General features: G+C 70.4%; 17 protein-coding genes and 1 pseudogene. 7 read left to right on the forward strand and 11 right to left on the reverse strand.

The genetic code is table 11. The features are described 5' to 3' along the window. The first annotated feature begins 1 nt into the window (after position 1). From IEX89_RS09055 to IEX89_RS09075, 5 genes are all read left to right on the forward strand, one after another. Positions 2-1,030, forward strand: a complete 1,029-nt coding sequence (locus IEX89_RS09055; RefSeq protein ID WP_188911945.1) for an ABC transporter ATP-binding protein — start codon at positions 2-4, stop codon at positions 1,028-1,030. Further along, on the forward strand, positions 1,027-2,088 hold the full coding sequence (locus IEX89_RS09060; protein WP_188911947.1) for an ABC transporter ATP-binding protein: 1,062 nt from the start codon (positions 1,027-1,029) through the stop codon (positions 2,086-2,088). Before IEX89_RS09055 ends, IEX89_RS09060 begins: the two co-directional genes overlap by 4 nt. After that, positions 2,085-3,527 carry an ABC transporter substrate-binding protein gene (locus tag IEX89_RS09065; protein WP_188911949.1) on the forward strand — a complete coding sequence of 481 codons (1,443 nt, stop codon included), beginning with the start codon at positions 2,085-2,087 and terminating at the stop codon, positions 3,525-3,527. The genes IEX89_RS09060 and IEX89_RS09065 overlap by 4 nt, the downstream gene beginning before the upstream one ends. A gap of 32 nt (positions 3,528-3,559) precedes the next feature. Beyond that, on the forward strand, positions 3,560-4,996 hold the full coding sequence (locus IEX89_RS09070; RefSeq protein WP_188911958.1) for an amidohydrolase family protein: 1,437 nt from the start codon (positions 3,560-3,562) through the stop codon (positions 4,994-4,996). Between the two features lie 85 nt (positions 4,997-5,081). Further along, entirely contained in the window at positions 5,082-5,654 is a 573-nt protein-coding gene (locus tag IEX89_RS09075) for a DUF421 domain-containing protein (protein ID WP_188911960.1), read from the forward strand. On the opposite strand, the gene IEX89_RS09080 is transcribed toward IEX89_RS09075, so the two are convergent. From IEX89_RS09080 to IEX89_RS09105, 6 genes are all read right to left on the reverse strand, one after another. Beyond that, positions 5,624-6,478 carry an ABC transporter ATP-binding protein gene (locus IEX89_RS09080; protein WP_188911962.1) on the reverse strand — a complete coding sequence of 285 codons (855 nt, stop codon included), beginning with the start codon at positions 6,476-6,478 and terminating at the stop codon, positions 5,624-5,626. The genes IEX89_RS09075 and IEX89_RS09080 overlap by 31 nt on opposite strands. A gap of 271 nt (positions 6,479-6,749) precedes the next feature. Next, positions 6,750-8,081: an ABC transporter substrate-binding protein gene (locus IEX89_RS09085; protein ID WP_188911964.1), complete on the reverse strand. Its 1,332-nt coding sequence runs from the start codon at positions 8,079-8,081 to the stop codon at positions 6,750-6,752. A gap of 95 nt (positions 8,082-8,176) precedes the next feature. Continuing rightward, a complete protein-coding gene (locus IEX89_RS09090) occupies positions 8,177-9,262 on the reverse strand; it encodes a branched-chain amino acid ABC transporter permease (protein WP_188911965.1) in 1,086 nt (361 codons plus the stop codon). 90 nt (positions 9,263-9,352) lie between these two features. Continuing rightward, the gene (locus tag IEX89_RS09095; RefSeq protein ID WP_188911967.1) at positions 9,353-10,309 is read right to left on the reverse strand and encodes a branched-chain amino acid ABC transporter permease; all 957 of its coding nucleotides are present in this window, start codon (positions 10,307-10,309) and stop codon (positions 9,353-9,355) included. 16 nt (positions 10,310-10,325) lie between these two features. After that, entirely contained in the window at positions 10,326-11,192 is an 867-nt protein-coding gene (locus IEX89_RS09100; protein WP_188911969.1) for an ABC transporter ATP-binding protein, read from the reverse strand. Positions 11,193-11,490: 298 nt separating this feature from the next. Then, positions 11,491-13,473 carry an AMP-dependent synthetase/ligase gene (locus tag IEX89_RS09105; RefSeq protein WP_210317607.1) on the reverse strand — a complete coding sequence of 661 codons (1,983 nt, stop codon included), beginning with the start codon at positions 13,471-13,473 and terminating at the stop codon, positions 11,491-11,493. A gap of 254 nt (positions 13,474-13,727) precedes the next feature. Here IEX89_RS09105 and IEX89_RS09110 point away from each other — a divergent pair, with 254 nt between their 5' ends. Further along, the gene (locus IEX89_RS09110) at positions 13,728-16,655 is read left to right on the forward strand and encodes a PAS domain S-box protein (protein ID WP_188911973.1); all 2,928 of its coding nucleotides are present in this window, start codon (positions 13,728-13,730) and stop codon (positions 16,653-16,655) included. A gap of 28 nt (positions 16,656-16,683) precedes the next feature. Here the strand turns inward: IEX89_RS09110 and IEX89_RS09115 are convergent, their stop codons facing one another. Further along, on the reverse strand, positions 16,684-17,319 hold the full coding sequence (locus IEX89_RS09115; RefSeq protein WP_188911975.1) for an SH3 domain-containing protein: 636 nt from the start codon (positions 17,317-17,319) through the stop codon (positions 16,684-16,686). Between the two features lie 162 nt (positions 17,320-17,481). Between IEX89_RS09115 and upp the strand changes: the two genes are divergently transcribed. Next, positions 17,482-18,111, forward strand: a complete 630-nt coding sequence (gene upp / locus IEX89_RS09120) for a uracil phosphoribosyltransferase (RefSeq protein WP_188911977.1) — start codon at positions 17,482-17,484, stop codon at positions 18,109-18,111. A 14-nt stretch (positions 18,112-18,125) separates the two neighbouring features. Here the strand turns inward: upp and IEX89_RS09125 are convergent, their stop codons facing one another. From IEX89_RS09125 to proB, 4 genes and pseudogenes are all read right to left on the reverse strand, one after another. Next, positions 18,126-18,719 (reverse strand): TadE/TadG family type IV pilus assembly protein, encoded by a 594-nt coding sequence (locus IEX89_RS09125; protein ID WP_188911980.1) that lies wholly within the window; start codon positions 18,717-18,719, stop codon positions 18,126-18,128. An 11-nt stretch (positions 18,720-18,730) separates the two neighbouring features. Then, a complete protein-coding gene (locus tag IEX89_RS09130; RefSeq protein WP_188911981.1) occupies positions 18,731-19,312 on the reverse strand; it encodes a TadE/TadG family type IV pilus assembly protein in 582 nt (193 codons plus the stop codon). 128 nt (positions 19,313-19,440) lie between these two features. Next, on the reverse strand, positions 19,441-20,487 hold the full coding sequence (locus IEX89_RS09135; protein ID WP_188911983.1) for a MaoC family dehydratase: 1,047 nt from the start codon (positions 20,485-20,487) through the stop codon (positions 19,441-19,443). Positions 20,488-20,610: 123 nt separating this feature from the next. After that, positions 20,611-21,815 (reverse strand): annotated as a pseudogene (gene proB, locus IEX89_RS09140) (glutamate 5-kinase). Positions 21,816-21,829: the final 14 nt, after the last annotated feature.

Genomic DNA, 21,829 nt, shown 5'->3' on the forward strand with positions numbered 1-21,829 from the left:
GATGGATCATCAGAGCGCGACGGCGCCGCTCCTCGACGTCCGCGACCTGCGCACGTGGTTCCACACCTTCTCGGGCACGGTGAAGGCCGTCGACGGGGTGAGCTTCACGCTGGCCCCCGGCGAGGTGATGGGGCTCGTGGGCGAATCGGGCGGCGGCAAGTCCGTCGTCGGCTTCTCGCTCCTCGGGCTGATCGATCCGCCCGGGCGGATCGAGGGCGGGGAGATCCTGCTCGACGGGGAGGACATCGCCCGCGCCTCCGAGGAGCGGCTGCGCCGGATCCGGGGCCGGGAGATCGCCATGATCTTCCAGGACCCGATGACCTCGCTCAACCCGGTGAAGACGGTGGGCGCGCAGATGGACGAGATGCTGCGCCTCCACACCGATCTCGACGAGGGAGCGCGCAAGGCGCGCTGCGTCGCCATGCTGGAGAGCGTCGGCATCTCGCGCGCCGCCGAGCGGCTGCGCGCCTACCCGCATCAATTCTCGGGGGGCATGCGCCAGCGCGTCGTCATCGCCATCGCGCTCCTCGCCTCCCCGCGCCTCATCGTGGCGGACGAGCCGACCACCGCGCTCGACGTGACGATCCAGTCGCAGATCCTCAAGCTCATGCGAAAGCGCATCGCGGAGACCGGGGCCGCGATGATCCTCGTCACCCACGATCTCGCCGTGGTCTCGGAAATGGTCGACAAGATCGTCGTGCTCTATTGCGGGCGCGTGGTCGAGACCGGCCCGGCGCGCGAGGTGATCGCCAACCCCTCGCATCCCTACACGCGCGGTCTCGTCGATTCGATCCCCAACCCGAAGCACCGCAAGCCGCGCCTCGCGCAGATCCCCGGCGCGGTTCCCGACATCCGCAACCTCCCCTCCGGCTGCAGCTTCCGTCCGCGCTGCCCCCGCGCGCAGGCGCGCTGCGCCGAGGTCTCGCCGGCGCTCGCCCCCACCCGCGGGACGCTTTCGGCCGCCTGCCACTTCCCCATCCTCGAAGAGGTCGCCGCCGCGATGGCGACGACCGGCGGAGAGCGGGCATGACGACGACCCGCGCCGACACGACGCTCGCCACCCCCATGCTCGAGGTCGAGAACCTCGAGCAGCGCTTCCCGCTGCGCTCGGGCATCATCGACCGTCTGACCTTCAAGGGCGGGCGCCCGCGGCTCGTCGACAGCGTCGTGCATGCGGTCAACGGCGTCAGCTTCTCCATCGCCAAGGGCGAGGTGCTGGCGCTCGTGGGCGAATCGGGCTGCGGCAAGTCCACCGTCGCGAAGTCGATCGCGCGCATCTACACGCCGAGCGGCGGGCGCATCCGCATCGACGGCGAGGAGGTCGGCGGCTACGGCCATCGGCAGATGCTGCCGGTGCGCGCGAAGATGCAGATGATCTTCCAGGACCCCTTCGCGTCGCTCAACCCGCGCCAGAAGGTCCGAGACATCGTCGCCGAGCCGCTGCGCGAGCAGCTCGAGGCCCGCGGCGAGGGCAACGCGAAGGCGAGGGCGCGCGAGGCGGCGTTGGCGCTGCTGGAACGCGTCGGCCTCAACGCGGAGCACGCGACGCGCTACCCGCACCAGTTCTCCGGCGGCCAGCGCCAGCGCATCGGCATCGCGCGGGCGCTCTCCGTCAATCCGGGGCTGATCATCGCCGACGAGCCGGTGTCCGCGCTCGACGTCTCGATCCAGGCGCAGATCCTCAACCTGATGATGGACCTGCGCGACGAGTTCGGCCTCGCCTACCTGTTCATCAGCCACGATCTGTCGGTGGTGAACCACATCGCCGACCGGATCGGCGTGATGTATCTCGGCTTTCTCGTCGAGACCGCCCCGCGCGACCGGCTGTTCTCGGCCCCGCGCCATCCCTACACCCGCGCGCTGCTCTCGGCCGCGCCGACCATCGACCCCGCCGACAAGGCCGTGGAGATGGAGCTCGAAGGCGAGGTGCCGAGCGCGCTCGCGCTGCCGTCGGGCTGCTGCTTTCGCACGCGCTGCCCCTTCGCCTTCGACCGCTGCACCGCGGAGCGCCCGCGCCTGCAGGACGTCGGCGACGGCCAGAGCGTCGCCTGCCACCTCGTCGACGAACCGGAAAGGGACCGCCCGTGACTGAAGACGTGATCATCGCGCAGGCGCGCCTGCCGCTGGCCGACCCGCACGATTGCACGGACGCCGCCGACGAGCTGTCCCTCTACGAGGCGCTCTACGACACGCTCGTGCGGCGCGAGGGACGCGACTACGTCCCGCGCCTCGCGGTCTCGTGGGCGATGTCGGAGGACGCCAGCACCTGGACCTTCCGCCTGCGCGAAGGCGTCGCCTTCCAGGACGGCAGCCTATGCGATGCCGAGGCCGTGCGGCGCTCGCTCGAGCGCATGGCGCGCGAGGACAAGGGCTATACGCTCGGCGCGCCGGGCGTGTGGCGGCAATATCTAGGCGACGCGATCATCGAGACGCCCGACGCCGCGACGCTGACGATCCGGCTGGGCGCGCCCATGGCGGACCTCCTCGACGTCCTCGTCCAGGGTTACGTCGTCGCCCCCTCCGCGCTCCCGGCCTACGATGCCGGCGACACGCACCGGCCCTGCGGCACCGGGGCCTATCGCCTGATCGAGGCGTCCGACGATCACGCGCTGATGGCGCGGGTGCCGGGGCACTTCGCCGGCGAGCCCGCGAACGATCGCATCCGCTTCGTGCGCGAGCCCGATCGTGCGCGTCGGCTCGCCATGGTGCGCGCGGGCTCGGCGCAGGTCGCGACCAATCTCGACGTCGTCGCGAGCGCGGACCTGGCGAAGGACGGCGCGACGCAGGTCGTCTCGCTGGCGCCGGTGGCCATCATCTACCTCCTCAACGCCGCGAGCGGTCCCCTTGCCGACGCCCGCGTGCGGCGTGCGTTGGCGCTCGCGCTGGATCGCGAGGCGCTCATCGAGGAGGTCGTGCCCGGCGCGGCGCGTCCGCTCCACGGCTTCGTCAGCCCGCTCCATTACGGCGCCGGCGACGCCCCCGCCCGCGAGCGCGACCCCGAGAGCGCCCGCGCGCTCCTCGCCGAGGCGGGCTTTGCCGACGGCCTGACGCTCGGCCTCGATTGCCCGGCGCGTCTGCCCGACGAGGCCGAGCGCCTCACGCAGGCGCTGGGGCGCCAGCTCGCGGCGATCGGCGTCACGCTCGACGTCCACCTCCACGCCGACCGCGAGGCCTATGCCCACATGGTCCGGCGCAAGGAGATCCGGGACCTGTGCGTCTTCGATTCGAGCCCGATGTCGACCTATCGCGTTCTCGTCGAGAAGCTCGACGCGCGCGTGCGCGGCTCCTGGTGGCAGGGCTATTCCAACGCCGCGGTCGAGGCGCTGATCGACCGGGGGCGCACCACGGTCGATCGCGCCGCGAGGTCTGCGCTCTATGCGCAGGCCTATGCGCTGCTGCAGGACGACCCCGCCTGGCTGTGCCTCTACAATCCACTGAAAGCGACCGGCATTTCGGGAAATCATCCCGATTTCGCGCTTCCCGTCGACACCGTGCTCGACGTCGCGCGCCTGCCGCCGCTCCGCTGAGCCGAGCCTCGCGGGTCCACGGGAGCGACACGATGGAAGACATTCTCGTCACCGGCGCGACGATCCTCACCCTCGACGCCGACAGGCGCGTCATTCCCGACGGCGCCATGGCGGTGTCGGGCGGGCGGATCGTGGCGGTGGGGCCGCGCGAGGAGGTGGAGGCCTCCCACCCCGTCGCCCGCATCGTCGACGGGCGCGGCAAGGTGCTGATGCCGGGGTTGATCGACGTCCACGCCCATGCCGGGCACGGGCTGATCAAGTCCATGGGCATGACCGACGGCGACGCCTGGGAGCGGATCTGCGGGGAGGTCTACACCACCGGCTCGACGCCGGGCTTCTGGTACGCGGAGGCGCGGCTCGCTTCCCTGGAGCGTCTGCGCTTCGGGGTGACCTGCGGCGTCTCGCTGCTCGGCGGCGGCGACACCGTGATGCGCACGGACGACCCCGCCTACGGCGACGCCCATTGCCGCGGCGTGGCCGAGATCGGCACGCGCTCCGTCGTGGCCGTCGGCCCCACGCGGGCGCCGCATCCCTGGACCTACGCCACGATTACCGAAGACGGCGGGCGCGAGGTCTATCCCGTGGATTTCGACCGGCAGATGCGCACCTGCCGCGCGCTGATCGACACCTGGCACGGCGGTGCCGACGGGCGCATCCGCATGGCGCTCGTCTACCCCGTCCTGCGCGACGAGCACGAGCGCACGATGGCGCCCGCCGATTACGAGGAGGCGATCCGCCAGGTCGGGCTCGTGCGCGCGCTCTCGCGCGAGGCGAAGCTGCTCTTCACGCAGGACGGCCATTGGCGCGGCTCCGTGCGCCGCGCGCACGCGCTGGGGCTTCTCGGACCCGACGCGCTCCTGTCGCACGCCATCGACCTCGACGCGGACGAGATCGCGATGTGCGCCGAGACCGGCACGCGCATCGCCCACAACCCCTCCGCCGTCGCCTCGATCAAGGGCCGCTGCCCGGCGATCGAGCTGATGGAGGCCGGCGCCGTGGTGGCTCTGGGCTCCGACGCGACGGCGCCGGACCGATCGAGCGACATGTTCCGCCACATGCAGCAGGCGATGCACTACCACCGCCGGCATTATCGCGACGCCTCCGTCCTGCCCGTGGGCAAGACGCTGGAGATGGCCACGATCGACGCCGCCACTGCGCTGGGGATGGAGGCCGAGATCGGCTCGCTCGAACCCGGCAAGCGCGCGGACGCGATCCTCGTCGACATGCGCCGGGCCCATCTCGCGCCGGCCAACATGCCCGTCCATCGCCTCGTCGCCTTCGCCAACGGCAACGACGTCGACACGGTGATGGTGGACGGCGAGATCCTGCTCCAGGGCGGGCGCCCCACCAGGGTCGATCCGGTCGCCATCGTCCTGGAAGCCGAGCGCGAGGCCGAGCTCATGATCGCGCGCATCGGCGCCGAGGCCGCCCTCGACATCCCCGCCGGCTGGGGGCGCGTGCGCCTGTGATCGCCCGCGGCGGCGGAACCGTGCGCGTCCCGCGGGGCTTTCGTTCCCGCCCGACGTCATGCGGGAGCCGCCACGGGATCAGACCATGTCCGCCGACGCCTTCCTCGCGCCCTGGAGCGACATCGCCCGCATCCTCGTCGTGGGCGCGCTGGCCTATGTCGGGCTCGTCGTCTTCCTGCGGGTGACGGGCAAGCGCACGCTCACCAAGCTCAACGCCTTCGACCTCGTCGTCACGGTTGCGCTCGGCTCGACGCTGGCGACGATCCTGCTCAGCCGCGACGTTGCGCTGGTCGAGGGGCTGACCGCCTTCGCGCTGCTGATCCTCCTGCAATGGGTCGTCACCTACGCCTCGGTGCGCTCGCAGCCCTTCCAGACGCTCGTGAAGGCGACGCCGACGCTGCTCGTGCATCGCGGCGCGATCCTGGAGGACGCCTTGCGCAAGGAGCGGGTGAGCCGGGAAGAGGTGCTCGCCGTGGTGCGCTCGTCGGGCGCCACGGACCTGACGGACGTCGGCGCCGTGATCCTGGAGACCGACGGCTCGTTCTCCGTCCTCTCGAGCGCGCCCGCGCCCGATGCCGGGCGCTCGACGCTGGCCACGGTGGAGACGCCGACGGACGGCGCGGACGATCAGGCGAGCCAGCGCTTGCGGCGCTTGTAGCTCTTCACCTCGCGGAAGCTCTTGCGATCGGCGCCCGAGACGCCGAGGTAGAATTCTTTCACGTCCTCGTTCTCGCGCAGCATCTTGGCGTCGCCGTCCATGACGACGCGACCCGTCTCGAGGATGTAGCCGTAGGTGGCGTAGCGCAGCGCCATGTTGGTGTTCTGCTCCGCGAGCAGGAAGGACACGCCCTCCTTGGCGTTGAGATCCTTCACGATCTCGAAGATCTCCTCGACGATCTGCGGCGCGAGGCCCATGGAGGGTTCGTCGAGCAGGATCATCTTCGGGCGGCTCATCAGCGCGCGGCCGATGGCGCACATCTGCTGCTCGCCGCCGGACGTGTAGCCGGCCATCGAATTCTTGCGCTCGCGCAGGCGCGGGAAGTAGGCGTAGACCTTCTCCATGTCCTCCTTGATCGCGGCGTTGCCGTCGCGGCGCGTGAAGGCGCCGGTGAGGAGGTTCTCCTCGATCGTGAGATGGCCGAAGCAATGGCGGCCTTCCAGCACCTGGATGCAGCCGCGGCGCACGAGCTCGTTGGGCGAGAGCTTCTCGATGCGGTTGCCGTCGAACTCGATCGAGCCCTTCGTCACCTCCCCGCGCTCGGCGCGCAGCAGGTTCGAGACGGCCTTGAGCGTCGTCGTCTTGCCCGCGCCGTTGGCGCCCAGGATCGCGACGATGCCGCGCTTGGGAACGGTCAGCGAGACGCCCTTCAGGACGAGGATGACGTGGTCGTAGATGACCTCGATGTTGTTCACCGACAGGATCGGCGCCGCCGCTTCGGGAGCGGGCGTCTCGGTCGAGGCGGGGGTCGCGAGTGCGGTCATCGGCAAGACTCTCGTCGGTGGAGGAAGACGCTCGTCGCTGGAGAAGAGGCGGAGCGCCCCGCGTGCGGGCCGCTCCTATGTCCTTCCCTGTAGGGGAAGGTGGATCGGCGCGCAGCGCCGAGACGGATGGGGCACGCCGGAGGCGTGTTCGGCGAAGCCGAAGCCGGCGCCCGATGATCAGGCGACGGACCCCACCCCGAGCTCGCTTCGCGAGCATTCCCCTCCCCTGCAGGGAGGGAGCAGGGAGCGACATCAATTGTCGCAGGTCACATCAATTGTCGCAGGTCTCCGTGCGCATCGGCCAGCCGGCATTGGCGGAGGCGTATTCCTGCGCGGCCGCGAGGATGAGCGGGCGCACGCGATCCGTCATCGGCTCGGTCCAGTCCTGGCCCACCGTCCACTTCTCGCCGTCCCATTCGGCCACGAAGACCTGGTGGTTGCCCGAATGGTTCTCGCAGGTGACGTTGAGCGGCGCCGCGAAGCCCGTCATGCCCATCTCGGCGAGACGCTCCTCGGAGACGTTCAGGTTCTCGAGGCCGCGGCGCACGTCCTCACCGGTGACGACGTCCTTGCCGGTGATCTCCTGCGCGGTGCGGATCGCCTCGGCGATCAGCATCGAGTTGTAGATGCCGCGATTGTAGAGCATGTCGCCGACGCGCTCGCGCGGGAACTGCGACAGCCCCTTGTCGTGCACGTGGGTGATGATGTCCTGCATCACGGGGAAGTCCGCGCCCGCGCCGTTGAACGACAGGGCCTTGTAGCCCGCCGCGTCGGCGCCGCCCGCGCGCGCGTCCTCGTCGCCGCCGGCCCACCAGACGCCGATCATGTTCTCGATCGGGAAGCCCGTGCGGATCGCCTCGCGCACCGCGGTGGGGTTCATGGCGCCCCAGCCCTGCAGGTAGATGTAGTCCGGCCGGTCGCGGCGGATGTTGAGCCACACCGAGCCCTGGTTCTGCATGTCCTGCGCGGCGACCGGGTAGAGCTTCAGCTCGAAGCCGTGCTCCTCGGCCAGCGCCTCGAGCACCGGGATCGGCTCGCGGCCGTAGGGCGCGTCGAGATGGAGGAGGCCCACGGTCTTGCCGGCGAGGTTCTCGAAGCCGCCCTCGCGCTCGGCGATGTGCTTCACGAAGACGGACGCGCCGTCCCAATAGGTCACCGGCGGGTTGAACACCCACGGGAAGGTCTCGCCGTCGGCGGAGGCCGAGAGGCCGTAGGCCATGGAGAGCACCGGCACCTTGTCCACCGCGGCGCGCGGGATCAGCTGGAGGGTGATGCCCGTCGAGTACGGATTGACCATCACGGGGTCGTTGGCGCGCACCGACTCGTAGCACTCGACGCCTCTCTTGGTGTCGTAGCCGGTCTCGCACTCCTCGACGATGATGCGCACGCCGCCGATGCCGCCGTCGCGCTCGTTGAGCATGGTGAGGTAGTCGTGCATCCCGTCGGCGATGGGGATGCCCGATCCGGCGAAGGCGCCGGTGCGGTAGGTGAGGAGCGGCACGTAGATGCCCTCCTCGGTCTGCGCGCTCGCCGGTGCGACGAGCGCGGTCGTGGACACGATCGCGCCCGCGATCGCGGCGATGGTCAGGTGGCGTATCGACATGGCGTCACTGTCCTCCCGTAATCCTCTCGAGGAGCCGGTTCACCGGCCCGTTCCCTCTCTCGCGTCCGGGTCCTCTTGTCTTTGTCTCGCCGCCCTCAATAGGGGAACGGCCAGACCCGGAGCTTCTGCTTCCCGATCTGCCAGAGCCGCGCTAGTCCGTGCGGCTCGACGATGAGGAAGAAGATGATCAGCGCGCCCACGATCATGAAGCGCAGGTGCTCGATCGTGGCGGCGCCCACCGTCAGCCCGAACGGCTCCGTGATCGCCGGCAGCACGATGCCGAGCCCGATCGGCAGCATGAAGATCAGGGCGGCGCCCATGAAGGAGCCGATCAGCGAGCCCAGCCCGCCGATGATGATCATGAACAGGATGAAGAACGACTGGTCGATGTTGAAGACGTTGTATTCCGCCCCACCGTACCAGAGGAACACCATCATCGCCCCGGCCACGCCCACGAAATAGGACGAGCAGGCGAAGGCCATGAGCTTGGCGGTGAGCGGCCGGATGCCGATGAGCTCGGCGGCGATGTCCATGTCGCGGATCGCCATCCATTGCCGGCCGATGCGCCCGTGCACCAGGTTCGAGGCGAGCCAGGTCAGCCCGATGACGAGGGTGAGCACGACGAAGTAGCGCGCCTCCGACGTCGCCGTCGCCCCCGTGATCGGCACGCCGAAGAGCGTGCTCAGCGGCGCCTCGATGGCGCCGGAGATGTTGTAATTGTAGAGCCACGGGATGCGGTTGAAGCTCCATTGCAGGAAGAACTGCGCCGCGAGCGTCGCCACCGCGAGATAGAAGCCTTTGATCCGCAAGCTCGGCAGCCCGAAGAACACCCCCACCGCCGCCGAGAAGAAGCCCGACATCAGGATCCAGACGACGACGTTCACCTCGGGAAACGCGGTCATCAGCTTGTAGCAGGCATAGGCGCCGACCCCCATGAAGGCGCCGGTGCCCAGCGAGAGCAGGCCCGCATAGCCGACGAGGATGTTGAGCCCGATGGCGGCGAGCGAGAAGATCAGGAACGGGATCAGCACCGCCTGCAGCAGGAAGTCCGAGCCGAACACGCCCGCCGCATAGGCGGCGACGATGATGAGCGCGATGCCGATCCGGTCCTGCCTCAGCGGGAAGACCGCGCGATCCGCCTCGTAGCTCGTCTTGTACTGCCCTGCCTCGCGATAGATCACGATCGTTTCCTCACCTGTTACTTCCTTCCCTCGAGGGGTTGGTGGCGCCGGCGAAAGCCGGTGGCGGACGGCGTGCGCCGAAGGGGCGCGTCAGACCCGCTCGATGATCTTCTCGCCGAACAGGCCCTGCGGCCTGAACAGCAGGAAGATCAGCGCGATGACGTAGGCGAACCAGGTCTCGATCCCGCCGCCGACCACCGGCCCCCAGTAGAACTCGCCGATCTTCTCGCCGAGCCCGATGATCAGGCCGCCGACGATGGCGCCGGGGATCGAGGTGAAGCCGCCGAGGATCAGCACCGGCAGCGCCTTCAGCGCGATGATCTGGAGCGCGAATGACACGTCCGAGCGCGCGCCCCACATGATCCCCGTCACCAGCGCGACGACGCCGGCGGCGAACCAGACGATGACCCAGATCTGGTTCAAGGAGATGCCCACCGAGAGCGCCGCCTTGTGGCTGTCCGCCACCGCCCGCAGCGCGCGCCCGATGCGCGTTTTCGAGAAGAAGACGCCGAGCACCGCGATCATGATCGAGGCGATCACCGCCGCGGCGACGTCGAGATGCTGGATGCGCACGTAGCCGCCGCCGAGGTCGAACTCGGTCGCGCCCGTGGGCAGGAACAGCTCGTCGGTGATCATCTGCTTGGGCTCGCCGCCGAAGACGAGCTCGCCGAAGCCGATGAGGAAGTAGGTGAGCCCGAACGTCGCCATGAACAGGATGATGTCGGGCTGGTTCACCAGCGGGCGCAGCACCACGCGCTCCACCGTCCAGGCGAGGACGAACATCACGCCGATGGCGAGGACGAGCGCGAGGATCGCCGGCACGCCCATGGCGTAGAAGCCCACCAGCGTGAGCGCCGAGAACACCACCATGATGCCCTGGGCGAAGTTGAACACGCCCGACGCCTTGAAGATGAGCACGAAGCCCAGCGCGATCAGCGCGTAGAGCACGCCCGAGACGAAGCCTTCCCAGAGCGTCTGCACCAGGAGATCGGGCATCTCGACCATGAGCGCGAAGGGCTCGACGAAGATCTGCGAGAGGAGGTCCATGGATACGCGTCGCTCCTCAGTGCGGGACGCCGAGATAGGCGTCGATGACGGCCTGGTTCGCCTTCACCTCGTCGGGCGTGCCGTCGGCGATCTTGCGGCCGTATTCGAGCACGACGACGCGGTCCGACAGGTCCATGACGACGCCCATGTCGTGCTCGATCAGCGCGATCGTGGTGCCGAATTCCTGGTTCACGTCGAGGATGAAGCGGCTCATGTCCTCCTTCTCCTCGAGGTTCATGCCGGCCATGGGCTCGTCGAGGAGGAGCAGCTCCGGTTCCATGGCGAGCGCGCGGCCGAGCTCGACGCGCTTCTGCAGGCCGTAGGGCAGCTTGCCCACCGGCGTCTTTCGGATGTGCTGGATCTGCAGGAAGTCGATGATGTCCTCGACCTTGCGACGGTGCTCGACCTCCTCGCGGGTCGCCGGGCCGAAGCGCACGAGCTGCCAGAAGACGTTGGTGCGCATCTTCAGCGAGCGCCCGGTCATGATGTTGTCGAGCGTCGACATGCCCTTGAAGAGCGCCACGTTCTGGAACGTACGCGCGATGCCGCCGGCCGCCGCCTCGTGCGGGCGCATCTTCGGGCGCGTCTGGCCCTTGAAGGTGATGCGCCCCTCGGTCGGGTGGTAGAAGCCGTTTATGCAATTGAGCATCGACGTCTTGCCGGCGCCGTTGGGCCCGATGATGGCGCGGATCTCGCCCTTCCGGATGTCGAAGGAGACGTCGGTGAGCGCCTTCACGCCGCCGAAGCCCAGCGAGACGTTCTCGACGGAGAGGAGCACCTCGTCGGAGCGGGCGCGGGCGGCGGGCGCGCCGCCACCGGCAGGCGCGGCGGTCTCCTCGAGCGCGTCGGCGGCCGCGAAGCTGTGGGCGTGGTCGGCGCTCATCGAGCGGTCTCCTCTCTCCTTCCCTGTAGGGGAAGGTGGCCCGCCGCGAAGCGGCGGGACGGATGGGGCACGCCGGAGGCGTGTTCCGCGGAGCGGAAATCGGGCATCCGCGCCCCGTCCAGCCCTGCATCGTTTCGGCTGCGCCGAACGCGCCTTCTGCGCGCCCCATCCGTCTCGGCTTCGCCGAGCCACCTTCCCCTGCAGGGAAGGAAAAGGCTCGCCGCGGCGCGGGACGATGTGTGAATCGACGTGTCACCAGCGAGAGGGGAGCAGGTCGCGCGGCTCGTCGCAGCGTTCGTCATTCCGCCGCCTCCCGCACCGGGGCGTGGGTCTCGACCGGATAGACCTGCATGTCGCGGATCTTCACGCGCGCGGCGATGACGCCCTTGCGGCCGTCCTCGAAGGTCACCTCGGTACGGATGTCGGCCTCGCTCGAGCCGTCGTAGAGCGCGTCGATCAGCGGCTGGTAGCGCTCGGCGATGAAGCCGCGGCGCACCTTCTGCGTGCGCGTGAGCTCGCCGTCGTCGGCGTCGAGCTCCTTGTGCAGGATGAGGAAGCGCTTGATCTGCGCGCCGCCCATCATCGGCTCGGCCGCGAGCGAGCGGTTCACCTCGTCGACGTGACCCGCGATCATCTCGTAGACCTGGGGGTTCTGCGCCAGCTCCTGATAGGACGCGTAGATGACGTTGTTTCGCTCGGCCCAGTTCCCCACCGCCGTGAGGTCGATGTTGACGAACACGCCGACGAAATCCCGCCCGTTGCCGTAGGCCACCGCCTCCTTGATGTTGGGGTAGAACTTCAGCTTGTTCTCCACGTATTTCGGCGGGAACAGCGAGCCGTCGTTCATCTTGCCCACGTCCTTGGCGCGGTCGATGATCTTCAAGTGCCCGTTCTCGGCGAAGAAGCCGGCATCGCCCGAGCGCACGAAGCCGTCTTGCGTCTTCGTCTCGGCGGTCTTGGCGTCGTCCTTGTAGTAGGCCAGGAACACGCCCGGCGAGCGGAACAGCACCTCGCCGTTCTCGTCGATCTTGATCTCGACGCCCGGCACGGGCCGGCCAACGGTATCGGCGTAGATCTCGCCGTCGGGCTGCATGGTGACGTAGACCGAGGCCTCCGTCTGCCCGTAGAGCTGCTTGAGGTTGACGCCGATGGAGCGGTAGAAGCGGAAGATCTCCGGCCCGATCGCCTCGCCCGCCGTGTAGCCTACCTTGATGCCGGTGAGCCCGAAGCGGTTGCGCAAGGGCCCGTAGACCAGGAAATCCCCGATGGCGTAGAGCAACCGGTCGCCCGTGCCGACCCGCTCGCCGTTCAGGATCTTCTCGCCGACCTTGCCGGCGTGGTCGATGAAGTACTTGAACATCGCCCGCTTGATGCGCCCGGCATCCTCCATGCGCACCATGGTGAGCGTCAGCATGTTCTCGAAGACGCGCGGCGGCGCGAAGGCGTAGGTCGTGCCGATCTCGCGCCGGTCCTCGACGATAGTCTCGGGGCTCTCGGGGCAATTGACGCACAAGCCTGCGAGGATCGCCTGCGCGTAGGAGAAGATGTGGTCGCCCACCCAGGCGAGGGGCAGGTAGGCGATGATCTCGTCGGTCTCGTCGAGCCGGTCGAAGTCGCAGCCCATCCGCGCCGCGGCGAGCACGTTGTCGTGGGTGAGCATCACGCCCTTGGGCCGGCCCGTCGTGCCCGACGTGTAGAGGATGATGGCGAGATCCTCGCCGCGTCCCGCCTCCAGCGCCCCGTCGATCACGGATGCGAGCTCGGGCTCGCGGGCGAGCCGCGCCTCGCCCTCGGCGATGAACTCGGTCAGCGGGTGGAGACGCGCATGGTCGTAGTCGCGCAGCCCGCGGGGCTCGTCGTAGAGCACGTGGCCGAGCGTCGGCACCTGGTCGGCGACCTGGAGGAGCTTGTCGACCTGCTCCTGGTCCTGCACCACGGCGGTCACGACCTCGGCATGGGAGAGGACGTAGGCCATCTCCTCGGCGACCGAGTCGGCATAGACCGGGATCGGCACGGCGCCGATCCACTGCGCCGCCGCCATGGCCCAGTAGAGCCGCGGGCGGTTCGCGCCGACGATGGCGACCTTGTCGCCCTTGCGCACGCCGAGCCCGTGCAGGCCGGCCGCAAAGCCGCGCACGCTCTCGTGCACGCGCCCCCAGTCCCAGGACTGCCAGATGCCGAGGTCCTTGTGCCGGAAGGCGGTGCGCCGCGGACGGACGCGGGCGTTGCGCACGATCAGCTTCGGAAACGTGTCCTCGCGCGCGGCGACGGACGTCGTCACGGGCCTCTCCCTGTCCAGGCGCGCGCCGGGCCGTTCGGCCTCGTTCGCGTGCATTGTTCCCTCTCCGAAGGCGCGGTTCGCCGCGTTCTCTCCGTTTCTTCGCCAATTAGTACCCGCGAGACGCGCCCGTGCAAGTCTAGACTTTCTGATGAGGGGGCGCGCCGCGCTCGCCCCGTGTTGCCAAACGAGGCGCCGCCCCGCATGGTGAATCGCAGGCCGGGGGCCAAGGGATCGGAACGGGGGATCGATTGAGCGTGACGGGGAGCGCCACGCGACACGGGCGACCGCTCGTCTGGCACCTCGCGGCCTTCGGCGCGGCGCTGACCGTGCCCGTCTTCGTGTTCGTCGCCATCCTGATGTGGTGGGTGGCGGCGTCGGAGCAGGCCCGATACGAGAACGAGGCCGCCGACCGCGCCTTGGAGATCGCGGCCGCCGTCGACCGCGAGCTCGCGGGGCTCGCCGCGGCGGCCCGCGCGCTCGCCACCGATCCCGCCCTCGACGCCGGGCGGCTCGACGTCTTCGCGAGCCGCGCCATGGCCGCCGTCGGCGCCGCCGAGGCGGACGTCATCGTCACCACGCGCGACGGAACGCGCCTCCTCGACACCCGCCTGCCGCGCGGCGCCCTGCCCGCGCCCCCCGATCCGGAATACGCCTGGGACCACCTCTCACCCGGGGGCGCCATCGTCTCGGACCTGATCCATCCCGAGGCCGGGCCGCCGGCGCTCGGCGCCGACGGGCCGGCGCCGGTCGCGGTCTTCGCCGTGAACGCGCGTGCCCTCATCGAGCGGCGCACGCCCGTCCTCGTCTCCATCGCGCTGCCGACGACGGCGCTCCTGTCGGATCGCGGCATCTCGCCGCCGCTCGTCGCCGCGCTCTTCGATCGCCGCGGCACCGTCCTCGCACGCACACGCGACGAGGAGGCCTTCGTCGGTGATCGCGCACCGCGAACGCTGCTCGATCGCACCGCCGACGGCGCGGGCACCTTCCGCGGACTTACCCGCGACGGCGAGCCGACGCTGTTCGGCTATGCCCGCACGCGGCTCGGCCAATGGATCGTCCTCGCCATGGTGCCGGAGAGCGTCGCGCGGGCGAGCCTGCAGACGCTGATCGCGACGCTGGCCGTGCTCGGCCTCGGGCTCGCGGCGCTCTCGGGGGTGCTCGCGACCCTGTTCGGGCGCCGCGCCGCCGCCTCGATCCGGCGCGTGCGCCGCATGGCGCGCCTCGTCGGCGAGGGCGAGACGCCCGATCCCGTGGCGACCTCCGTGCGCGAGGCGAACGAGGTCGGCGAGGCGCTCGCCCAGGCGGCGCGCGACCTGCGCGACCGCACCGCCGCGCTCGCCCGCTCGGAAGGGCGCCTGCGGGAGATGCTCGACAACCTGATCACCCTCGTCGCCGTGCTCGAGCCCGACGGCACCGTGGTCGAGATCAACCGCGCCCCCCTGCGCGCCGTGGGGCGCGCGCGCCGCGAGGTGATCGGCACGAAGCTCTGGGACGCTTTGCCCTGGCGGGCGGAGGCGCCCGTGCGCGAAGCGCTCCGACGCCTCGTCGCCCAGGCCGCCCGCGGAGAGGCGTCGCGCATCGACATCGACGCGCCCCGCGGCGACGGCTCGCGCATCGTGCTCGATCTCCAGGTGGCGCCGCTCCACGATGCGGACGGCACCGTCTCGCGCCTCGTCGTCTCGGCGCTCGACGTCACCGAGCGCGAGCGCGCCAGCGCGTCGCTGCGCGAGAGCGAGGAGCGGCTGCGGCTCGCTGTCGAGGCCGGGCGCCTCGGCTCCTGGGACGTCGCCCTCGACACCGGCCGCTGCCTCGTCTCGGAGCGCACGGCGGAGATCTTCGGCGTCGAGCCGAAGGCGCTCGCCCTGCAGGCGGACTGGCTGCAATTCGTGCTGCCGGAGGACCGCGTGCCGATCCAGGAGGCGCTCGCCGCGGCGATCGCGGGGGACGCGCCCTACCGCACCACGTTTCGCGTCGTGCGTCCCTCCGGCGAGATCCGCTTCGTCGCCTCGAGCGCGGTGATCAAGCGCGACGCGCACGGGCGCGCCGAGCACGTCATCGGCGTGCATCTCGACGTCACCGAGGAGCGGCGCGCGGAGGAGGAGCTTCAGCGCGCCGTCGATCTCCTGCGCGTCATCGGCGAGACGGCGCCCGACCCGATCTGGGTGCGCGACGCCAAGGGCCGCTTCGCCTTCGTCAACCCGGCGCTGGCCCGCCTCCTCGGCGCGGACCCGGCCGAGCTCGTCGGCCAGACGGCGCCCGCGCTGCCCCCGCCGCCCGGCGAGCCGGACACCGCCGGCCATCCGGACGCCTCCCGCGATCTCCCCGGCATCGCCGGCTTCGAGGCCGACATGGAGGTGATCGGAACCGGCGAGGGCCGCGCCGTCGAGGAGGCGGCGACGCCGCCCCAGGCGCATCGGCTCACCTATCTCGTCTCGAAGACGCCCATGCGCGACGAGCGCGGGCGCGTCTCCGGCCTCGTCTGCGTGGCCAGCGACATCACCGAGCGCAAGCGCGCGGAGGAGCGCCAATCGCTCATGGTGCGCGAGCTGCACCACCGCGTGAAGAACTCGCTCGCCACCGTCCAGGCCATCGCCAACGCCACCGCGCGCACGGCCACCGACATCTCCGCCTTCCGCGAGGCCTTCAACGCGCGCATCGTCTCGCTCGCGCGCACCCACACGCTGCTCACCGAGAACGCCTGGGGCGTGATCCCGCTGCGCGACCTCCTCGTCGCCGAGCTCGCGCCCTACGAGACCGGCCCGACCGGTCCCGAGGCGACGCCGCGGGTGCGCATGGAGGGGCCGGACGTCGCGCTGCCCTCCGACGTCGCGCTCTCCATCGGCATGGCCGCGCACGAGCTCGCGACCAACGCCGTGAAGTACGGCGCGCTGTCGGTGCCGAGCGGCACGCTCGCGGTGGACTGGTCCGTGGAGACGGGCAACGGGCGCCGGGCGCTGCGGCTCTCCTGGGTCGAGCGCGGCGGCCCGACGGTGACGCCGCCCTCGCGCCAGGGCTTCGGCACGCGGCTCCTGCGCCACATGCTCGGCGGGCAGCTCAGCTCGGACGTCGAGATGCGCTTCGATCCCGAGGGCCTGACCTTCCGCCTCGCCGTGCCCCTCGTGGAGCGCGCCCGCGACGGCGGCGGCAACGGCGGCGGGGACGGGCGCGCCGCCGCGGAATGATCCGCGCCGGCGCTCTCTCTGCTCGGCCTCAGCGGCAGGCGACGTCGACGACGACGTTGCGGACGTCGACGCGCACGGAGAGCCGGTCCGGCCGGTATTCCTGCGTGTAGAACCGCCCCGGCTCCTCCACCCGCAGCGTGCGCGCACCCGACGCGTTCAGCGCCTCCTGCAGACGCCGCTCCGTCGCGCGCTCGCCGACGAGCCAGAAAACCGGCCGTTCGCGGCACTCCGCCCGCGCCGGCCGGCGCGGTCCGTCGCCGATGAAGGGAAACGGGAAGGGCGGCGCCGCCTCCGGCACCGGACGCACCGGCCCGGGAACGACGGGCCCGGGGATCACCGGCCCCGGCGCGATCGGTCTCGGCGCGATCGGTCCCGGCACCGCGCCGAGCGCGAGGAAGCGCCGGCTCGCCCAGCCGATCCTGCCGCGATAGCCCACCTCGCACCAGGACCGCACGCAGTCGCGCACGTCGACGAGGCTGCCCCGCGGCATGGAGGCGACGATGGCGTATTGCGTGCCGGGCCCCTGGCGCAGGTTCAGGTCGGCGGTGGTTCGGGCCGGCTCCGCCTGCGCGCCGGAGACCGCGCCGAGCGCCGCGAGCGCGAGCGCTCCCGCCAGGACGGGCCTTGCCCGCGCGAGGCCCCGCAATACCGCTTCGATCACCATGAGCCCGCTCCTTGCGACGAGACACCCCACCCCGCGAACGCCCGGGCGCGGCGAACGTTGCCGCGCGGCTCCCGGTGGACGGGCGCCGAGACGCGTTCCCATACAAGCCGGCATCGGCTAGGAGAAGGGGCACCCGAGCCGTCGAGATGAGGAGCGCGCAGCATGCAGGGCGTCACGATCGTCGATCATCCGCTGGTCCAGCACAAGCTGACCCTGATGCGCGCCAAGGAGCGCTCCACCAAGGGCTTTCGCCAGCTCCTCAACGAGATCGGCATGCTGCTCTGCTACGAGGTCACCCGCGACCTGCCGATGGAGCACATCACCATCGAGACGCCGCTCGCGGAGATGCGCGCGCCGCAGATCGCCGGCAAGAAGCTCGTCTTCGCGCCGATCCTGCGCGCCGGCGTGGGCTTCCTCGACGGCATGCTCGATCTCGTGCCCTCGGCGCGCGTCGCCCATATCGGCCTCTACCGCGATCCCGAGACGCTGCAGGCGGTGGAATATTACTTCAAGGCGCCGTCCGACCTCGCGGACCGGCTCGTCATGGTCCTCGATCCGATGCTGGCGACGGCGAATTCCGCAATCGCGGCGATCGATCGCCTCAAGCAGCGCGGCGCGAAGGATCTGCGCTTCGTCTGCCTGCTCGCCGCGCCGGAGGGCGTCGCCAAGATGCAGGAGGCGCATCCGGACGTGCGCATCTGGACGGCGGCGATCGACGAGCGCCTCAACGATCACGGCTACATCGTGCCGGGCCTCGGCGACGCCGGCGACCGCATGTTCGGCACCCGCTGAGCGCGCGCCTGCGCTCAGCAGGGCGCGACGCCGGAGAGCTGCACCTGGCCGCCGCTGCGCACCGGCCAGGCGGTGTCGTCCCACAGGTTGATCGTCGTGAACAGGTTGTCGAGGCTGAACAGCGGACGATAGGGCATCCGCACCTCGGCGAAGACGAAGGACGCGCCGTCCTGATCGAACCCGGCCGGGATGGGCACGGTCTGGTTCGGGCTGCGCGCGGTGCCGTTGGCGTTGGCGCGGCTCCAGCAGACCCGGGCCTCGAGGCTGGTCGAATCCGGGTCCGGGTTCGAATCGCGCACGACGACGCTCGAGAGCACGATCGAGACCTCCGCATCGTCGTAGGGCTCCAGCACGACCGACGCGGCCTCCATGATGCCGTTGATCTCGGCGATCGTGGTCGAGCCCATGCGGCCCACGAGGTCCGCCGTCGTGCGCGAGAGCAGCGTCACCTTGCGATCCATGCTCAGCGCGACGGTCGTCTGCGAGAGCCCGATGAAGAGCAGGAGCATCACCGGCAGCACGAAGGCGAACTCGATGGCGGCGACGCCGGAGCGCGCGCGGGCGAAGCGGCGCACGAGGTCGACGAGGCGGGCGGGAATTCTCGTCATGACGTCCCTCCTCATTCCGCGAAGGGCTCGGTGCGGAAGGCGGCGGATGCCATCAGCAGGCGCCGTCCGTCCGCGAGGCGCGATCCGGAGGAATCGAGCACGCCCGTGAAGACCGGGTACGCGATCGCCGCGCGTACGATGACGACCTGCCCGGCCTGGCTGCGCTCGAACGTGAAGGCGTCGTCGTCGAACTCGCCCTCGTCGGTCACCACCGAGCCGAACGAGATCCCGCTGAAGTCGCTGAAATTCCGCACGTCGAGCCGCAGCGTGCCCTCGCAGTCGAACAGGGCGACGACGCGCGAGCAGACCTCGGCGCGGAAGGCCTCCTCCAGCTGCGCCGGATCGTTGACGCCGGGATTGTCGTTCTGGAACTGCCCCGTGTAGATCCGCCGGGCGGAATCGTGCAACGCGGTCTCGAGGACCTGCTGCGTCCAGAAGACGATGGCGCTCTCGACGATTGCGAACAGCAGGGCGAAGAACGGGATCGCCACGAAGGCGAACTCGATCGCGGTGGCGCCGTCCTCGTCTCGACGGAATCGCTTGACGAAACCCAGCCGAAACCGGCGGCGGGACGGACCGTGCTCGAGCGGCATGGCTGCACCTCGATGACCAGAGCTCGCGGTGCCGTATGGGCGCACCGCGCCTTTGACCGAGGCTTAGCGCGCAAAGCTTTCCGTTCGGTTGCGCTCGATTGTGAGATTCCGTTGTATTCGATGGAAAATCAGCGGGGAATCAGCGCCCAGTAGTCGAGATCGAGGATCACACCCTCGGCATAGCCTTCCCCCTCGCGCAGCGGGAAGTCGGCGCAGCCGCGGTTCTTCACCGCCACAGTGCGCAGCCGGAGCGCACCGATGTCGTCGCGCCCTTTCAGCGGGCAGGTCGCGATCACCTCGCTCCAGGCGCTCACCGTGTCGCCCGCGAAGAGCGGCGCCACGTGACGCCCCGCGTTGATCGCGGCCACCGTGAACGCGTTGGCGAGCCCGTTGAAGGACAGCGCGCGCGCGAGCGAGATCACGTGCCCGCCATAGATCAGCCGCTTGCCGAAGCGGCCCGCCGAGGCCGCCATCTGGTCGAAATGGACGCGCGCCGTGTTCTGGTAGAGGCGCGTGGCGATCTGGTGCTCCGCCTCCTCCACCGTCATGGCGTCGACGTGGTCGATCCGCTCGCCTTCCTCGTAGTCGTCGAAGCGATCGGCCGAGCCGGCGAGATCGAAGTCGTAGCTGTCGATCGTCAGCCGCGGGGCGTGGCGTGCGATCTCGTCGGCGGGAACCACGCTCGCGAGCTGGGGCACCTGCGCCTCCGGCGCCGGCGAGGCGGGATCGCGCTTCCTCACCAGCACCCAGCGGCAATAGGAGAGCACGCGCTCGCCCTTCTGGTTGAAGCCGGTGGTGCGCACGTAGACGACACCCGTCTCGCCATTCGAGCTCTGCTTGAGCCCGATCACCTCGGAGACGGACCAGAGCGTGTCGCCCGCATAGACCGGGGCCAGGAAGCGCCCCTCCGCATAGCCGAGATTGGCGACCGCATTGAGCGAGACGTCGGGCACCGTCTTGCCGAAGACCGTGTGGAAGACGAGGAGATCGTCGAGCGGCGCGCCGTCGTAGCCGATCGCCTCGGCGAAGGGCGCCGAGGAATTCACGGCGAAGCGCGAGCCGTAGAGGCCCGTGTAGAGCGCCTGGTCGCCGGTGGTCAGCGTGCGCGGGGTCGCGTGGCGGATCGTCTCGCCGAGCGTGAAATCCTCGAAGAAGCGACCCTGGTTCGTCTTCATGATCCGACCTCCGGCACACGTGTGCGGCGCTGCGCGCGCGTGCCCGATCTCGCGCGCACCGGGCGCCGGGGTCAAGCGGGGCGGGATCGGTAAATGGGAGGGGGCCGCGCTCGGGGCCTCGTCTCAATCGCCCTGGATGCGCTCGGCCGACAAGGCGAGGTCGTCCCGGTGCACCATGGCGTCGCGCCCGCGAAAGCCGAGGATCGCCTCGATCTCGCTCGTCTTGCGCCCGGCGATGCGGCTCGCGTCCTCGCGGTCGTAGGCGACGAGGCCGCGGGCGACCTCGCGTCCACCCTCGTCGCGCACGCACACGGCGTCGCCGCGGGCGAAGGCGCCCTCGATGCGCGTGACGCCGGCGGGCAGCAGGCTCGCCCCCGCGCGCAGCGCCTTGGCCGCGCCGGCATCGACGACGAGCGTCCCGCGGGGCTCGAGCGCGCCGGCGATCCAGGTCTTGCGGGCCCGCTCGGGCGAGGATTGCGGCGAAAACCAGGTGCAGCGCGCACCCGCCGCGATGGCCGAGAGCGGGTTCTTCGCGCCCCCGTGCGCGATGAGCATGGTCGCGCCCGCGCCGGTGGCGATCTTCGCGGCCTCGATCTTGGTGCGCATGCCCCCGCGCGAGAGCTCGGAGGCGGCGCCGCCCGCCATGGCCTCGATCTCGGGCGTGATCCGCTCGACGAAGGGGATGTGCCGCGCCGACGGGTCGCTCGTCGGCGGGGCGGTGTAGAGGCCGTCGATGTCGGAGAACAGGACGAGCAGGCCCGCGCCGATCATGGCGGCGACGCGGGCAGCGAGCCGGTCGTTGTCGCCGTAGCGGATCTCGGTGGTCGCCACCGTGTCGTTCTCGTTGACGACGGGCACGGCGCGCATCTCGNGTTCTCGTTGACGACGGGCACGGCGCGCATCTCGAGGAGCTTCTTCAAGGTGGCGCGGGCGTTGAGGTAGCGCCGCCGCTCCTCGGTGTCGCCGAGCGTCACCAGGATCTGCCCGGCCGTGACGCCGTGATGCGCGAGCACTTCCGCCCAGACCCGAGCCAGCGCGATCTGCCCCACGGCGGCCGCCGCCTGGCTCTCCTCGAGCCGCAGCTGACCGTTCGGCAGGCCCAGGACGGAGCGGCCCATGGCGATGGCACCCGAGGAGACGACGAGCACGTCGGCGCCGCCGGCATGCAGCTCGGCGATGTCCTCGGCGAGCGCGGCGAGCCAGGCCGCCTTCAGCCGGCCGCGCGCGCGATCGACGAGCAGCGCCGAGCCGACCTTCACGACGACGCGGCGGAAGGAGGAGAGGGCCGGGGCCCGGGTGCGGGAGGCGGTGTCTGCGGCGGCGGTCACGAGTGGGATCCTGG

The organism is Salinarimonas ramus (genome assembly GCF_014645695.1).
Lineage (GTDB): Bacteria > Pseudomonadota > Alphaproteobacteria > Rhizobiales > Beijerinckiaceae > Salinarimonas > Salinarimonas ramus.

Coding starts and splice junctions, on each gene's coding strand:
- IEX89_RS09055 (WP_188911945.1), top strand. CDS start 2: ATGGATCATCAGAGCGCGACGGCGCCGCTCCTCGACGTCCGCGACCTG.
- IEX89_RS09060 (WP_188911947.1), top strand. CDS start 1,027: ATGACGACGACCCGCGCCGACACGACGCTCGCCACCCCCATGCTCGAG.
- IEX89_RS09070 (WP_188911958.1), top strand. CDS start 3,560: ATGGAAGACATTCTCGTCACCGGCGCGACGATCCTCACCCTCGACGCC.
- IEX89_RS09075 (WP_188911960.1), top strand. CDS start 5,082: ATGTCCGCCGACGCCTTCCTCGCGCCCTGGAGCGACATCGCCCGCATC.
- IEX89_RS09080 (WP_188911962.1), bottom strand. CDS start 6,478: ATGACCGCACTCGCGACCCCCGCCTCGACCGAGACGCCCGCTCCCGAA.
- IEX89_RS09085 (WP_188911964.1), bottom strand. CDS start 8,081: ATGTCGATACGCCACCTGACCATCGCCGCGATCGCGGGCGCGATCGTG.
- IEX89_RS09095 (WP_188911967.1), bottom strand. CDS start 10,309: ATGGACCTCCTCTCGCAGATCTTCGTCGAGCCCTTCGCGCTCATGGTC.
- IEX89_RS09100 (WP_188911969.1), bottom strand. CDS start 11,192: ATGAGCGCCGACCACGCCCACAGCTTCGCGGCCGCCGACGCGCTCGAG.
- IEX89_RS09115 (WP_188911975.1), bottom strand. CDS start 17,319: ATGGTGATCGAAGCGGTATTGCGGGGCCTCGCGCGGGCAAGGCCCGTC.
- upp (WP_188911977.1), top strand. CDS start 17,482: ATGCAGGGCGTCACGATCGTCGATCATCCGCTGGTCCAGCACAAGCTG.
- IEX89_RS09125 (WP_188911980.1), bottom strand. CDS start 18,719: ATGACGAGAATTCCCGCCCGCCTCGTCGACCTCGTGCGCCGCTTCGCC.
- IEX89_RS09130 (WP_188911981.1), bottom strand. CDS start 19,312: ATGCCGCTCGAGCACGGTCCGTCCCGCCGCCGGTTTCGGCTGGGTTTC.
- IEX89_RS09135 (WP_188911983.1), bottom strand. CDS start 20,487: ATGAAGACGAACCAGGGTCGCTTCTTCGAGGATTTCACGCTCGGCGAG.